This is a genomic window from Microcoleus vaginatus FACHB-2002, from assembly GCF_040004035.1.
GTDB lineage: Bacteria > Cyanobacteriota > Cyanobacteriia > Cyanobacteriales > Microcoleaceae > Microcoleus > Microcoleus vaginatus_C.
The window spans coordinates 149,021-163,560 of record NZ_JAMPLN010000001.1; the positions used below are offsets into that span (position 1 = coordinate 149,021).

Here is a 14,540-nt window from a genome sequence, read left to right on the forward strand (position 1 = left end):
ATTTCGGTTAATAATATGTTTAATAAAGTTTAAACCGCCAACAACAATGATTCGCTCATTTTTGACATTTTTTACAGTATTAATTGTAACCGGGTTAGTGTGGTTAGGAAATATCGCCCCCGTTGCCGCACAAGTACAACCAACAGATATCACCGATCCTCAACAGGAATTGGGAGAACTCGTTCAAAAAGCTTTTGAAGCTACAAATGAAGGCAAATTTCCCGCCGCAGAAACTTTTTGGACTCAAATTATTGACAAATTTCCCTCACAAGCCGCCGCTTGGAGCAACCGAGGCAATTCTAGAGTCAGCCAAAACAAACTACAAGCCGCTATTTTAGACTACCAAAGAGCGATCGAACTAGCACCCGACGCCCCCGATCCTTACCTAAACCGCGGCACCGCCTTAGAAGGTTTAGGACGCTGGGAAGAGGCGATCGCCGACTACAATCATGTACTAGAATTAGACTCCCAAGATCCAGCCGCCTACAACAACCGAGGCAACGCCGAAGCAGGTTTAGGAAAATGGGAACAAGCAATTGCCGACTACAGCAAAGCCTTTGAATTAGCCCCCGAATACGCCTTTGCCCGCGCCAACCACGCCCTCGCACTTTATCAAAACGGGCAAACCAAAGAAGCAATTCGCAACATGAAAAACATCGTCCGCAGATACCCCCAATTTGCCGACATGAGAGCCGCCCTCAGCGCCTGTCTTTGGGAAGCAGGAAAGCGCGGCGAAGCTGAAAGCAATTGGGTAGCAGCAGTCGGCCTCGACTCCCGCTACAAAGACATCGATTGGGTTGCCAATAACCGCCGCTGGCCACCACTTGCAGTCAGTGCATTAGAGAAATTCTTGCACTTGCAATAATCTCAAAGGGAAAGTTGACTGTTGACTGTTGACTGTTGACTGTTGACTGTTGACTGTTGATTGTTGACTGTTGATTGTTGACTGTTGACTGTTGACTGTTGACTGTTGATTGTTGACTGTTGACTGTTGACTCGATTTTATGATTCCGATACGACCGGAAACGATATCATTGGTTATTTGTTATTTCGACAACTAACAACTGACAACTGACAACTAACAACTGACTAATTCTCGAATCCGCGCAGCCGTCAACTCTTCGACATTCCTGAAAACCGCTGCTGCACCAGCAGTTTTCAGCGCAGCAGCATAAGCCTCGCAGCGCACAGAATCATCCAAAACATGAGGCGGCAAAATTCCAGCCCCCAGCCAAACCCGATTTGGTTGCACTTCCCGCGCCTTCACAACCGTGTAAATATCGGCAACAGTATCTCCCGCGTAAATCACGGGCAAATTTTTTTCTAAACCGTGCAGATTTTCCAACTGTTCAATTGCCGCGAAAAGTCCAGCCGGATCGGGTTTTCCCGGTGCATCTTCCATCGCCACCAACACCGGAGAATTTAAACTCAGTTTCCCTGACAAAACATAAGCAGCTTCATCCCGCATCGCCCCGCTAAAAAAGCCCCAAACAATGCCCCCAACCGTTAAATTTTCCAGGTAAGCCGGACTTAACAGCAGCGGTTCGTCACAAATGTAGCCAGTCCAATTTTTCTCATCGGGCCCGCGATAGCGACTTTGGAAAAAAGCCACTAATTCGTCATAGTTGAGAGCGAGTTCGTTTCTCGATCGCCCAATCCCCTCAAAATAACGACAAACTAACTCAAAAGACGCCTGCCAGTCATTATTCCACACTCCCTCAGACTTCAGAGAGTCAATATCGAGAGAATTCGGGCGAAAAGCACCCGCCGTGAAATGTTCCACCGCATCCGCGATCGCCCGCCGATAAGAACCGGACACATCCCGCACCACACCATCAATGTCGAAGACTAAAATAACTCTGTTCACAATTTAACAATCCTTGTACCTAGGGCCGGTGAGAACCCAAATTTTATCTGTTCCCAGCCCCTCAGTGGCGCTAAAACCAGCCGTGCCACAAAACTTTTCCTGGCCGATGACCAATTATCGAACAGAGTGTGCTACGCTTAGCGATTGTAGAAATTTTTAACAAGTTCGATCGGAACCCTGGAGGTTTGCTTGTCCAAGTTCATCTTAAAAGTTCTCTGGCTAGAAGAGAATGTTGCCCTCGCCGTTGACCAAGTTGTCGGCAAAGGAACTAGCCCGCTGACATCCTACTTTTTCTGGCCTCGCAAAGATGCCTGGGAAGACCTCAAAAACGAACTCGAAGCCAAACACTGGATTGCTGATAACGATCGTGTCGAAATCCTCAACCAAGCCACAGAAGTCATCAACTACTGGCAAGAGGAAGGCAGACGGCGCCCGATGACAGAAGCTCAGTCAAAGTTCCCCCTAGTGACTTTTACCGGCAGCAACTAAGCCCAGCTTTAAGTTGCTACCCATATACATTGCCTGTTATGGCTGACGAGGGGAAGGAGAGAGGGGAGAAGGCGAGAAGATTTGACGCTTTTTCCACCTCGCCGTGAAACCTACAATTTAAATGCGCTACAGCTTATATTGATACTAACTCCGATTTTGGGATCTACTAGGGTTTTGGGCTTGGTCGATTTGAGATTTGAGATTTGAGATTTATTCAAAATAAAGCTCTCAAATCTGATTTAATACAATCTAAAAAGACTAAGCAACTAAACCAAATAAATCTAAAATCGGCTTTTTTATACTTTTAAATTGTACAGTCAGCTCTCAACGTAATTCCCCCGAACCTCCAACCTCAAGCCTCAAAATCCATCGGTTAAATTAGTTAACTCTTGTACACGGCTTCCTTGTTGAACTTCTTTCTTATTTCTTCCTTCTTCCTTCTTCCTTCTTCCTTCTTCCTCCTTCCTTCTTCCTCCTTCCTTCTTCGCGGAATCTATGGGCGCCGAAAGTACAATCAACCAGACCGAACAGCTACCGCTGGTAGTAAATCCCGACATTCTCCAGCAAGCTATCCTCTACAAAATTAATACCCGCGTAAACGCTCGCGGAGAATTAATTTTCCCCTGCGTACCGGGAATGCTAAGCCACTATCTCAAGGCAATAGAAAATCTATTTAGCACTCTCGACAGACCCCTGCCCGAAGACCGCAGAGACGAACTCAGCAAGCTTTTAGCCACCAAGTTAGAACAAGGCTACCGCACCTCCACAGCATCGATGCTGATCCTGCAATACGAATCAGTACAGCCGCCACAAACCGGTTTAGCCTGCAAAGTCATTGTTACTACCTCAACAGTTGGAGAACAGTACAAAAGCTGGGTAGACACCAGAGAACCTCCGCTTTTCGGTTCTCATCCCGATGCAAAATTGATGGCAACGGCTGCTAAATTGGGTACACCCGATCGAGTGCGGATTTTGGACGTGGGCGCTGGTACCGGCCGCAATACCTTGCCGCTGGCGAGATTGGGCTATTCTGTAGATGCGATCGAACTAACTCCAGCTTTTGCAGAACAATTGAAAGCTGCAGTAACAGCCGAAAACCTTCCCGTGACAGTGACTGAAGGCGATGTGCTCGATCCCTTAATGCGGATGAAACCAGCCCGCTACCAGTTGGCAGTTGCCGCCGAAGTCATCTCACATTTTCGAGACAGCGATCAAGTACGGCTTTTCCTCGCCAAAATGTGCGATTCCCTGTGTCCCGGAGGCCTGTTGCTGTTCAGCACCTTTTTAACCGTCGGCGACTACCAGCCGGATGCCCTCGTGCGACAAGTTGCCCAACTCTCCTGGTCTACTTTATTTACGCCTCAAGAACTCGCCACCGCAATGGAAGGGTTGCCATTAGTCCAAATATCCGATGAATTGGTGTTTGAGTACGAACGCCACCACCTGCCGGAAGGAGCCTGGCCACCGACGCCCTGGTTTCCCAGTTGGGCCACCGGTCGAGATGTCTTCCCGATGGCGAACGCCCGCCCGCCAATGGAATTGCGCTGGATTTTGTGCCGCCGAAGTTAAAAACTTTTGTCATTTTTAGGCGGACACAGCAATCAAAACTGTTAACCGGCAGTAACATTTTCCTCAAATATTTTTATTTCAACAGCTTAAATCCGGCTCGCTGTTAATATTGTCCAGCCTGGACAGAAAAATTTACAAAAATATATATTAAAATGTAAAGAGAGCGAAGTTCGATCGCCCCTGGGAGACAAACCCAGTGCCTGATTAGATTTAACGCTTGCCAACCTTTTGTTTCTTGCGAAAAATCGGGTTGCTAATGGCAATCGAGGTTGCATAAAATTCGATCGTCATCTCGATGGGTGCAACTAGAGTTAAGATGAATTCAACAAACCTATTCCTCCCGATAGATGACTTTGTAGGGAATAGGATTAGCCAATAGATTAGCTCGCTAGTCAGCGATGCTGCTGAGAAACAAATATGCTTTTAACACATCCACTACAAGCGTTTGGAGCAATCTTGGGCCACAAACCTTCCACAAATAGATCATCCATCGACCACAAAACCAGTAAAAATTATTGGGAGGGGAATATTGAGTCCGCTGTAAACGAACAAATTGACTGGTACATCCAAGTGGAAATGCTAATGAGTAACGCTAAATCTTCCTGCACCAATGAAGAGATTACTGCTTGGCTGCGGGGATTGCTGACAATTGCTTGGGCAGACGGCAACTTTGACGAAGACGAGCAAAAAATGATTGCAAATCTAACTCAGGATGAACTACACCCGGTATCTTTTGAGGAGGGTTTTGAACCTATTGCCCCAGAGGAATTAGTCGCTGTGTTAGGGAAAGAAACCGCCAAAGGCGAGGATTTTTTGAGGACAGCAGTCATGGTAGCTTTGGCAGACGGTACTTACTCGCTCAGCGAAGACGAGGTAATCTATAAGTTTTGCACAGCTTTGGGGCACAATGTAGAGGCGCTCGAAGCTCTGCGACACACCATCGAAGACAGCAAGTGCGATGATCCGCAGGGGCCCAGCAGCCAAATAGTTTTCGATGCGAATATCGCCCCCGCCACCGGAACACCCCTTTCATCTCGGCTACCTAAACCTCACCACAAAGATGTCCTGCAACCCGTCAAAGACTGGCTGGACGGCTGGGAAATTCACGACCCAAAATTGGCACACTTTGTCTGTAAAATTATTCCGCCCCAGTGTCCGTTTGAGCGAGATGTCGTGTTATTTGGTCGCAAAATCGTCCATATTCCGGCGATGTGCCAGATTAACCCGCTTTACGAACAGTTAGTCGGGATGCGCTTTCGAGCTCTCTGCTATTTGGCAGATGAATGTAAGGAAGATGTATCATCATATTGTTAGTAGTTAGTAGTCATTAGTCAGTAGTCATGAGTCATTGGTCATTCTTGTGAAATCTTGGATTAACGACTGTAACTATTAACCAATGACTACTAATTAGTCCAAAATGCAAAAAACGGGTTTTTCTAGGACAAAACATCGTTACACCATCCGCGCCAGTAGAAAAAGCCAGTAGAAAAACCCGGTTAATTCATTTTGTGTGCGTGATTCCTGTTAATATCACATCTGCTTTGATCATACTAATTCACCAAAAGTCTTGATACAATTCTCAAATTATTATACAGATTATTAAAAGATTTCGGAGCCGGACACGGCAGTGCCATTTACCTACAAATGCTCGCGTACAATTTTTCACTCTGCACTACTTTTCAGAATTGGTAGAATTATATTTTTCCGGCAACTGTAAATCGCGACTAAACTTGGCTGTCGTTCACCGACCCCGACTAAAGGCAAAGACGAATATTGTGCTTGGATCTGGTATCATAATAAGTAATGACTATTGACACTGACTATTGACTACTGACTAAATTATGCAATTTATCGATCGAGCAGATATTCAAGTCGCAGCCGGCAAAGGCGGCGACGGTATGGTAGCTTTTCGCAGAGAAAAGTATGTTCCGGCGGGCGGCCCCTCTGGCGGGACGGGCGGCAAAGGCGGTTCCGTGTATATGGTGGCGGTGGAAAGCCTGCAAACGCTGCTAGATTTTCAGTACAACCGGATTTTTAAAGCCGATGACGGGAAGCGAGGCGCGCCGAAAAATATGACTGGTGCCGGTGGGGACGATCGCATAATTGAAGTTCCCTGCGGTACAGTAGTTTACGACGCGGAAACTCAGGCAATCTTAGCAGATTTAGTAACGCCAGGACAGACTTTTTGCGTTGCCCAAGGCGGCAAAGGCGGTTTGGGGAATAAGTGTTTTCTGACCAATTCTAACCGCGCTCCAGATTATGCGATGCCGGGAAAAGAAGGAGAACACAAATTTTTGCGTTTGGAATTGAAGCTATTAGCTGAAGTGGGAATTCTGGGGATGCCGAATGCTGGCAAATCCACATTAATTTCAGCTTTGTCTGCCGCCCGCCCCAAGATAGCAGATTATCCGTTTACAACTTTAGTCCCGAATTTGGGCGTAGTCAGAAAACCGACTGGCGACGGTACGGTGTTTGCAGACATTCCGGGATTAATTGAGGGAGCTCACGAAGGTGCTGGTTTGGGTTACGAGTTTTTGCGGCACATTGAACGGACTCGGTTGCTGCTGCACTTGATCGATATTACCGATGAAGATCCGATCGCCAATTACGTCACAATTCAGGAAGAATTGAAGGCTTACAGGCGTGGTTTAGCCGATAAACCGCAGATTTTGGCTTTTAATAAGGTAGATGCGATCGACCTTGAAAGCGAAGAAATCGCTAATTTAATCAGCCGACTTAAAGAAATTAGCGGCGCTCCTGTTTTGTTGATTTCCGCTGTGAGTCGAGTTGGATTGGATGAATTGATGCAGCAAGTTTGGCAAAAACTCGACGAGATGAACGAAAAAGAGGCGGCGGAACAGTTAGCAGTGGCGAGTGTTTAATCCCTTTCCGGTTCGTGGAATTTCCGTGAATGGGTAGGTGTTTTTTTGAGGGGGTCAATCGATTTTAGATTTTAGATTTTAGATTTTAGATTGAAGCATTGACCCCACGGATAAATTCGGGGGCTGGTTTATCGGATACAGGTTTTTTATTTCTGGACGGATGAATCCGGGGGCTTGTATCCTGGATGCTTTCGGTCAAATCTTTCGGCTGTAGGGCTTGTGCGGGAAGGGTTTGAGCCTCTATGCTGAATAAATCTGTTCACGGAAACGCTGAAATTATTGCTGTGTATAGCTTTGATGGTTGTTGAAAATTTTGTTTTTTGACAGGGCGGTGGCTGAAATGATATTTTTTGGATACTGGAGGGAACAGTACCTTGAAAACTAAATACTGTAATGCTTCTGGCACGGGCGGCCGGAATCAACCTAAATCCCTATCAGGGATTGAAACTGACCAGTAGGAGCTTCAGTTAGAATATCTCTTTCGCGGGAATCAACCTAAATCCCTATCAGGGATTGAAACACTCTCTGGTATATACCAGTTATGAAGTGGTGGTACATCTCTAGCCGGAATCAACCTAAATCCCTATCAGGGATTGAAACGTGCAGTTCCAGGGCAAAGGGGTCTATGTTGTTGGGCCGGAATCAACCTAAATCCCTATCAGGGATTGAAACGGGGGATTCCATACCCCAAAATTATAGTTGCCTCCTAGCCGGAATCAACCTAAATCCCGATCAGGGATTGAAATTGCATTCAGTGCCAAAAAACTTGGGAAATTACACTCGATAGCACAAAATAATCAGCAAATTTTCTTGAGGCTTGGTATGGGTAGTTTGGCAATTAAAACCCAGGACAGACTTAAGCAACTCCATTTGACCAAAGACAGAATTAGCCTCGATCGGATGGATGGGCCCACCATTACCCTACCTCTAGTTTCCTATCCCCGATCGCTGAATGCGACACCCGCACGGCGCCAGAAGTGGCAAGTATGCGGCGGTGGTTAGGGCATTCATTGAGAAGAAATCGATCGGGAACTCAGTACCGAAAGAATGTTGCGCGGATCACCCGCGACGAAAGCTTAATTAAGGATTTCTCTAATCGGGCGATCGCTATTTCACAAGTTCATATCGTTTCCGGTTGCATGGGAATGATAAAGTCAAGGCCAATAATTCCACATTCCCCCACTCCCCACTCCCCACACCCCATCATTGAAAAACCCGATTTCTGATTACCGATGAGTAAGTCCGAAGTATTGTTAAATTCCGCTTGACTCGCGGATTCGCCCGTTGTAATCGACTCTCACCCTCCCATCTTGAGAAACCGTAACAACCGTTTCTACAGTATAGACAGACGAACCAGGCTTGTTACCCTTAAAAGTAAAAGTCCAAGTTCCATCGCCATTGTCTACAAAAGGCGATTCCTTAGAAGTACCGTGCATAGAAGCTTCAGCTCGATAGTTGCCTAAACCCCCATTAGCAATTTCTGCTGCTTGACGAGCTAAGTTTTTTGCCCGATTGAGTTCGATATTATTGTTAATCACTCTCACGCCGTCGGTCTCATATTCAGGAGCAGGATTAGCATTACTCAAGGTGGGGGAGACTCCAACGGCTAAAGTTGAGAGCGCTACCAGACAAGCAAGTCGGATGTTTAGTTTCATAATACAAACTGATTTATAGTTTGATAAAGTCTACAACACTAGCCGGAAAAAACCCGGTTGAATTTTCAATTTTTAATTTTCACTTGTGAATCCGCTGGCGTTTCCCCACCGTACAAATAGCGGTAACTAATCCGAGAAATCTCCCGAATCAATGTTTGAGCAGGCTTCTCTGTTTCCGGTGAATGCTTCACCATCACCGCCACCAAATAACGCTTACCGTTCGGCAAATCCACCATTCCCGCATCCGCAAGCATTGTATCAATGTTGCCAGTTTTGTGAGCAATAACTGAACCTTCGCCTAAACCTTTCGGCAGCAAAGAATCATTTCTAGTTTGGCGCATGATTTGCAAAATACGATCGCGCGATTTCACCGATACCAAATTACCCCGATCGATCTGGGCTATGATATTAATCAAATCCTGCGGACTTGTAGTATTAGTTCCCTCCAAATCCGGCAAATTATTGCGGAGAACTGTCGCCCTCAAACCCCAATTGGCAAAATGCTGATTCAAAACCTCAGCACCTCCCAACAACTCAATCATCATATTTGTCGCCGTATTGTCGCTGACAACAATCATCTTTTGGGCAACTTCCAAAGCCGAATACTTCTTGCCCGGAGCCTGGTCTTGCATATCTCCAGAACCGCCGACAATGTGTTCGGACTTCAGCGTCAGCATCTGGTCTAACTGCACTTTGCCCTCATCTACTGCTTGGAAAAAAGCTACTAAAATTGGCACTTTAATCGTGCTAGCTGAAGCAAAAGCAGTATCGCCATTAAAATTTAGGTAGCTTCCAGTATCTAAATCGACTAGAAATATTCCGGCTGTCAAACTAGGATTTTCTGTTGCTAAAACCTGAACTTGGGTTTTCAAAGCTCCTAATTCTTGATTCAGTTGCAGCACTTCTGGGGTTGCGGGTGCAGCAGATGCGCTATCGGCTGGGTTGTTCTGCCCTGCGGTGGTTTGTTCTTCTGCCGCTACAGTGGATGCTCGACTCACAGCATTTACCACCGACAGCAGCGTACCGCAAATCACCGCTATCCCAACTCCCAAAATCAGCAAGCGAGTAGCATAGACCAACGGCGGCACACTCCGAGGTGCAGAGCGTTTACCCGGTCTCTGACTCGCTTGTGGGCGCGGTTTAGGCACGGGTTGTTTTTTGGCATTTGGGGGGATTACCGTGTCTTGAATGCGCGTTGGGGGCGAAGTGGGGCGACTTCCACGGGTGGTAGGGGGAGTGGCTGTGGGGAGCTGGCTGTTGGGATTGCTGGCGATCGAACTTACATTTTCCCGCTCCAGATTTGGGTTCGGAAACTCGAACATATCGACAGCAGCGAGGCCTTTTTTGCGTGGTTGGCGAGTCTTCGACTGAGGAGTTTTGCTGGTTCTGGGTTTTCTGGGGTTAATTGCCGAGCGAGGATCGGATAAAAAGTCTTGTGTAGTAAATTCTTCCGAAGATGTGGGAGAATTGGCTCCATTTCTGCTGCCGCGGCCCTGTTGCAGTGGCACAATCGCAGGTTCGGGCGATCGAATTTCTGAATTGCCGTTTTGCGGTTGCGGAGGGCGGCGGCGGCCCGATTTGCCAGACTGACTTGCTTTGCCGGACTTAGGCTGCTTTGAGCCGGAGTTGGGAGAGGATATCGACGAGGATATCACCGATAATATCGATCCTTTGGGAAACCGCTCTGCCACGTCTTACTCCTTCATCACTACTGTAAAGTTCAAGTTTAAGATTTTTCAGCCTGCCAGCCAATCAATTTTAGATTTTAGATTTTAGATTTTAGATTGGCCCCAGACGCTGCATGGTATCAGCAAGCAAGTTTATTGCTCGCAAATTATCGCAAAGCTTAGGTTTTTAGTCAAGAAACCCTGTTATGAAGATGACAAGTGGGGGCAGGAAAGTTCTCTGTGAAAAAAATCCTCAATCTCACATCCCCAATTATCAGCATTTCTCCTAGCTATCCGTTGGATTTTCCGGTAACGCCCCATCCAGAGTATCAGAATTTGCCTCTCGTGGGTAAGTTTTGATTGCCCATTCTGTTTGGCGGAGGACGCCCCGCAGCATGGCGACTTCATCAATTGTCGGATAGGCTCTGTTGTACAAACGCCGAAATTTTTCCATCCGGCTTGCTGCTGTGTGCTGCTGCAAATATCCTATTTTTAACAGCAAAGTTTCTAGTTGCTGGTAATATCCCTCTAAATTTTCCAAGGGAGCACTGGCGAGGGGAATTGAGGGATTTTCTGTCTGGCGGGTGGCAAGTTGTTCTTGGTAACAAGTTGATAAATTATCTGTGGCATCGGGTATTGAAGAGGCAGAGCCTCTGGATATGCGTTCCCCGGCTGATCCGGGGAACGAGGCATCTTCTTCTTCCTTCCCTCTTCCTTCTTCGCTCTTCCCTCTTCCTTCTTCCCTCTTCCTTCTTCCTTCTTCCCGGTATAGTTCGTAACAGCAGATAGCGACGGCTTGGGCGAGATTTAAGGAAGTGTAGGCATCGCTGCTAGGAATGCGGATCAGGCGTTGAGCGCGGTTTAATTCGGCATTGGTCAAGCCGCAGTCTTCTCGGCCGAAAATGAGGGCGCTGGGGGCTTCTAGGAGCCAAGGCAAGGCCTCTGCGGGTTCTTCTAGTTGTGTTGGCAACGATCGACAATCATCCCCTGTAGTTGCGATCGCTCTGACACACCCAACCAAAGCAGCCGGCAAACTCTCGACTACTTTGGCCGTTTCCAATATGTCGGCGGCGCGAACAGCCATCAGTCTGGCCTCTTCCCCTAAATGATCGCACTGGGGATTTACCAAAACTAATTGGTGCAAACCCATATTTTTCATGACGCGGGCAACAGAACCAACATTCAATGGGCCTGCAGGTTCGACTAAGACGATTCGGATGTTGGCGTCGGCCGTTTCGAGCATTTTTATTTGGGGAGGTGTTAGGCAAAAATTGGGTTGTTTCCTTAGCAACAGGCAAGATGCCTGTTCCACAATCAAATTTAACTCTTGTGAAACACGCATCTTGCCTGTTCATAATCGCAAGATACCTGTTCCACAATCAAATTCAACTCTTGTGGAACACGCATCTTGCCTGTTCATAATCGCAAGATGCCTGTTCCACAATCAAATTTAACTCTTGTGGAACACGCATCTTGCCTGTTCCTGAAAATGGTACAAGATCTGAGTTAGTAATGTACTTTCCCAATTAGCATGGCAAAGCAGCGATCGAAATCTGATTTACCGACAAAAATGTGCCCCGTGTGCGATCGACCTTTTACTTGGCGCAAAAAATGGGCGGACTGCTGGGATGAGGTCAAATACTGCTCCGAACGTTGTCGTCGCCGCCGTTTGGCGGCTCAAGATTAAGAATTTAGGGCAAGTTGCTCGATCAAAGCTAAGATTGCAAAGGAAAAATTTTAGGTTATTAGGTTATAAATTATGGCATCGCAACAAGTGCAACCAAAGTTAGTTATTCACGGCGGTGCGGGCAGTTCTCTACATAGTAAAGGCGGAATTGAGGCAGTGCGGAAATCGCTTTACGATGTTTTGGAGGAAGTTTATCCGCTGCTGAAAGACGGTGCAAGTGCCGTAGATGCAGTGGTGCGGGGCTGCCAATTGTTGGAAGATGACCCGCGATTCAATGCCGGTACTGGTTCTGTAGTGCAGTCGGACGGTCAAATTCGGATGAGTGCTTCGCTGATGGACGGTTTGATGCAGCGTTTCAGCGGGGCGATTAATGTTTCTCGCGTTCAACATCCGATCGAACTTGCTGAATTTTTGCAGCATTCGGACGATCGAGTTCTCTCTGATTTTGGTTCGGCGGAATTGCTGCGAGAACTTCAATTGCCGATTTACGATCCGATGACGGATTTGCGTTTGCACGAGTGGATGCAGGAACGCCAAGGCAATTTTAGTAAAGCAATGGCTGACGTGGTTGCCGAACCGGCCGGTGTTGGGACCATCGGAGTCGTAGCTTTGGATGTGCATGGACGCTTGGCTGCTGGGACTTCGACTGGTGGCAAGGGTTTTGAGCGGATTGGGCGGGTTAGTGACTCGGCGATGCCGGCGGGAAATTACGCGGCCCAAAGTGCGGCGGTAAGCTGTACGGGAATTGGCGAGCACATTATGGACGAGTGTTTGGCCGCGCGAATTGTGATTCGGGTAACGGATGGTTTGAGTTTGAAAGCTGCTTTTGAGCGTTCTTTTACTGAGGCTGACGAACGTCAACGGGATTTTGGCGCAATTGGAATTGATGCTAGCGGGGGGATCGCTTTCGGCAAAACTAGCGAGGTGATTTTGGGTGCTTTTCACAATGGCATGGAAATGGGCGATACTTTGGAAATGAGCAAGGGAACGCTGATTTTCCTTGCTTAAAATGCCGATATAAATTGTCAGTCTGCGGTTCAGATACCCGACTTTTTGAATAATTCGGGTATCTCGATCGGGGTTAGTTTTATATCAAATCCGGTGGCATCATAATTGATATTATATCAATTCCGGTGGCATCATAATTGATATAATCCGCGCTTCATCCTCGGGCGTAAAGTCTAATCAAGCTGCCAACAAATAATTCGCGCAATTTTCATTTTTTTGACCCCTCCTTCAACAGTCAACAGTCAACAGTCAACAGTCAACAAGCACGGACGGTGCAACCGGAATCGATATTCTTAAATCCGCAGTTGCCAAAGTTTAACAGTACCATTCTCCCCGCCGCTGACCAGAGTTTCGCCCAAAAGCCCGATCGCCACCGCAGACACAGGGCTAGAATGTCCATCTAAAGTGTGCAACAATTCGCCGCGAAAATTCCAAAGTCTAACAGTACCGTCAAAACACCCCACTGCAAAGTATTTCCCATCAGGGCTAATTGCGGCGGCGGAAGTGATGCGAATGCCTGTATGCAGCGAATGCAATAATTCGCCTGTTTGCAAATTCCACAGTTTGATAGTTTGGCCACCATGATTGACAAGAATTTGGCTATCGGAAGAAATCGCTACATAATTTTCGCTGCCAAACGTTCGTCTCACTTCGCCTCCCGGCAATTCCCACAAAGTGACTGTGGCGCGACAGAAACCGCTGGCTGCATTGAGGCCGCTGGCTACTAGCATTCTGCCGTTGGGACTGAGGGCGATCGCACTAATGTCATCCCCTTGATAGCCTTCTAAAACTTGCAGCAGTTGGCCGCTGTTGAGGTGCAGAAGCTTGATGGTGCCACGGGTGGTGCCGATCGCCAAAATTTGCCAGTCGGGGCTGACGGCGACGGATTCGTGGCGGTGCACGTCTGCCAAACGCTTCAGCAGTTCGCCGTTTTGCAGGTTCCAGAGTTTGACTGTGCCCGCGCGCGATCGTGTCAGCAGCGTTTTGCTGGCGGGACTGAAAGCCACTAGCAACACGGCTGTTGAATGTCCGAAAATCGTCTGCCGCAGTTCCCCGCTGTGCAAACTCCAAATTTTCACTGTACTGTCCTCTGAGCCCGTTGCGAGGAATTGTCCGTCGGGACTAATAGCTGCAGACAAAATCCTGTCTGAATGGTGGAGAGTGGCTTTTAATATTGCGCCGGTTGAGGTTTTTGGCTGCGTTTTATATCCGGCTATTTCCAGCCAGTCGATCGCATCTCTCCAATTTTTGAGTGCATTTCGGGGCCGATTTGTCAATAATTCTATGTATCGGTACAAAGTTTTTGACAAATCAACTTCTACACCTTTGATTTGTTTGTTGAGAAAAACCGCTATTTCCGCTGGACTGTAGCCGCACAACAAGCCACAGAGATGCCGCTTTTCTACGGGTGTCAGCCCTCTTCTGGTGTGGGGGGCGAATTCTTGTTTGGCATTTGCCAAGTCAGTGTAAAGCTTTTGGATGTCCCAGCCGTTGCTTGCGCGTGCAAATGGTTCTTCGGGTCGATTGAGGGTAGAGGGTATCATTTGCGGCAGTCGCGATCGAGTTCCTAGTCAAAATCCTAACCAAAATCCTAACATTCGCTGTGCGCGATCGAACTGTTGTCACCGCTAATCTATTTTTAACACAGCCAACGGGGGAATGAGTTGCAGGTAGAAAATCCTCTCCTTTACAGTTGGCAAAATAACTATACATCAA

At 47.4% G+C, this 14,540-nt stretch carries 13 protein-coding genes and 1 CRISPR repeat array; of the genes, 8 read left to right on the top strand and 5 right to left on the bottom strand.

All coding sequences use genetic code 11. The annotated features are described in order from the left end of the window. Positions 1-46: 46 nt before the first annotated feature. Complete coding sequence (locus NDI35_RS00570) at positions 47-865, top strand: tetratricopeptide repeat protein (protein ID WP_445311030.1); 819 nt, start codon at positions 47-49, stop codon at positions 863-865. Between the two features lie 213 nt (positions 866-1,078). Here NDI35_RS00570 and NDI35_RS00575 read toward each other — a convergent pair whose 3' ends face one another. Then, complete coding sequence (locus NDI35_RS00575; protein WP_445311031.1) at positions 1,079-1,867, bottom strand: TIGR01548 family HAD-type hydrolase; 789 nt, start codon at positions 1,865-1,867, stop codon at positions 1,079-1,081. 177 nt (positions 1,868-2,044) lie between these two features. Between NDI35_RS00575 and NDI35_RS00580 the strand changes: the two genes are divergently transcribed. The 5 genes from NDI35_RS00580 (at position 2,045) to NDI35_RS00600 (ending at position 7,809) form a co-directional block, all read left to right on the top strand. Further along, the gene (locus tag NDI35_RS00580) at positions 2,045-2,356 is read left to right on the top strand and encodes a 30S ribosomal protein PSRP-3 (protein WP_333056906.1); all 312 of its coding nucleotides are present in this window, start codon (positions 2,045-2,047) and stop codon (positions 2,354-2,356) included. Positions 2,357-2,851: 495 nt separating this feature from the next. Continuing rightward, the gene (locus NDI35_RS00585) at positions 2,852-3,925 is read left to right on the top strand and encodes a class I SAM-dependent methyltransferase (protein WP_445311032.1); all 1,074 of its coding nucleotides are present in this window, start codon (positions 2,852-2,854) and stop codon (positions 3,923-3,925) included. Positions 3,926-4,342: 417 nt separating this feature from the next. Next, positions 4,343-5,239, top strand: a complete 897-nt coding sequence (locus NDI35_RS00590) for a Mo-dependent nitrogenase C-terminal domain-containing protein (RefSeq protein WP_445311033.1) — start codon at positions 4,343-4,345, stop codon at positions 5,237-5,239. A 527-nt stretch (positions 5,240-5,766) separates the two neighbouring features. Next, positions 5,767-6,807, top strand: coding sequence for a GTPase ObgE (gene obgE / locus NDI35_RS00595; RefSeq protein ID WP_445311034.1), 1,041 nt, complete (start codon positions 5,767-5,769; stop codon positions 6,805-6,807). A 414-nt stretch (positions 6,808-7,221) separates the two neighbouring features. Then, a CRISPR array of direct repeats spans positions 7,222-7,553; the repeat unit is 34 nt; unit sequence GGAATCAACCTAAATCCCTATCAGGGATTGAAAC. 76 nt (positions 7,554-7,629) lie between these two features. Further along, a complete protein-coding gene (locus NDI35_RS00600) occupies positions 7,630-7,809 on the top strand; it encodes a DUF2442 domain-containing protein (RefSeq protein WP_445311035.1) in 180 nt (59 codons plus the stop codon). Positions 7,810-8,060: 251 nt separating this feature from the next. On the opposite strand, the gene NDI35_RS00605 is transcribed toward NDI35_RS00600, so the two are convergent. The 3 genes from NDI35_RS00605 to NDI35_RS00615 all read right to left on the bottom strand — a co-directional run bounded on the left by NDI35_RS00605 (position 8,061) and on the right by NDI35_RS00615 (position 11,372). Continuing rightward, positions 8,061-8,462, bottom strand: a complete 402-nt coding sequence (locus tag NDI35_RS00605; RefSeq protein WP_445311036.1) for a hypothetical protein — start codon at positions 8,460-8,462, stop codon at positions 8,061-8,063. A 65-nt stretch (positions 8,463-8,527) separates the two neighbouring features. Further along, positions 8,528-10,117: a serine hydrolase gene (locus NDI35_RS00610; protein ID WP_445311037.1), complete on the bottom strand. Its 1,590-nt coding sequence runs from the start codon at positions 10,115-10,117 to the stop codon at positions 8,528-8,530. Positions 10,118-10,415: 298 nt separating this feature from the next. Then, entirely contained in the window at positions 10,416-11,372 is a 957-nt protein-coding gene (locus NDI35_RS00615; RefSeq protein WP_445311038.1) for an RNA methyltransferase, read from the bottom strand. 288 nt (positions 11,373-11,660) lie between these two features. Here NDI35_RS00615 and NDI35_RS00620 point away from each other — a divergent pair, with 288 nt between their 5' ends. Next, complete coding sequence (locus NDI35_RS00620) at positions 11,661-11,816, top strand: DUF2256 domain-containing protein (protein WP_006631540.1); 156 nt, start codon at positions 11,661-11,663, stop codon at positions 11,814-11,816. A 72-nt stretch (positions 11,817-11,888) separates the two neighbouring features. Beyond that, positions 11,889-12,824, top strand: a complete 936-nt coding sequence (locus NDI35_RS00625) for an isoaspartyl peptidase/L-asparaginase (protein WP_445311039.1) — start codon at positions 11,889-11,891, stop codon at positions 12,822-12,824. A gap of 293 nt (positions 12,825-13,117) precedes the next feature. Here the strand turns inward: NDI35_RS00625 and NDI35_RS00630 are convergent, their stop codons facing one another. Then, positions 13,118-14,368, bottom strand: coding sequence for a WD40 repeat domain-containing protein (locus tag NDI35_RS00630; protein WP_445311040.1), 1,251 nt, complete (start codon positions 14,366-14,368; stop codon positions 13,118-13,120). Positions 14,369-14,540: the final 172 nt, after the last annotated feature.

What these genes read in the sequence shown, in the direction of transcription:
- NDI35_RS00570 (WP_445311030.1), top strand. Translation starts at nt 47, where the DNA reads ATGATTCGCTCATTTTTGACATTTTTTACAGTATTAATTGTAACCGGG.
- NDI35_RS00585 (WP_445311032.1), top strand. Translation starts at nt 2,852, where the DNA reads ATGGGCGCCGAAAGTACAATCAACCAGACCGAACAGCTACCGCTGGTA.
- NDI35_RS00590 (WP_445311033.1), top strand. Translation starts at nt 4,343, where the DNA reads ATGCTTTTAACACATCCACTACAAGCGTTTGGAGCAATCTTGGGCCAC.
- obgE (WP_445311034.1), top strand. Translation starts at nt 5,767, where the DNA reads ATGCAATTTATCGATCGAGCAGATATTCAAGTCGCAGCCGGCAAAGGC.
- NDI35_RS00600 (WP_445311035.1), top strand. Translation starts at nt 7,630, where the DNA reads ATGGGTAGTTTGGCAATTAAAACCCAGGACAGACTTAAGCAACTCCAT.
- NDI35_RS00605 (WP_445311036.1), bottom strand. Translation starts at nt 8,462, where the DNA reads ATGAAACTAAACATCCGACTTGCTTGTCTGGTAGCGCTCTCAACTTTA.
- NDI35_RS00615 (WP_445311038.1), bottom strand. Translation starts at nt 11,372, where the DNA reads ATGCTCGAAACGGCCGACGCCAACATCCGAATCGTCTTAGTCGAACCT.
- NDI35_RS00620 (WP_006631540.1), top strand. Translation starts at nt 11,661, where the DNA reads ATGGCAAAGCAGCGATCGAAATCTGATTTACCGACAAAAATGTGCCCC.
- NDI35_RS00625 (WP_445311039.1), top strand. Translation starts at nt 11,889, where the DNA reads ATGGCATCGCAACAAGTGCAACCAAAGTTAGTTATTCACGGCGGTGCG.
- NDI35_RS00630 (WP_445311040.1), bottom strand. Translation starts at nt 14,368, where the DNA reads ATGATACCCTCTACCCTCAATCGACCCGAAGAACCATTTGCACGCGCA.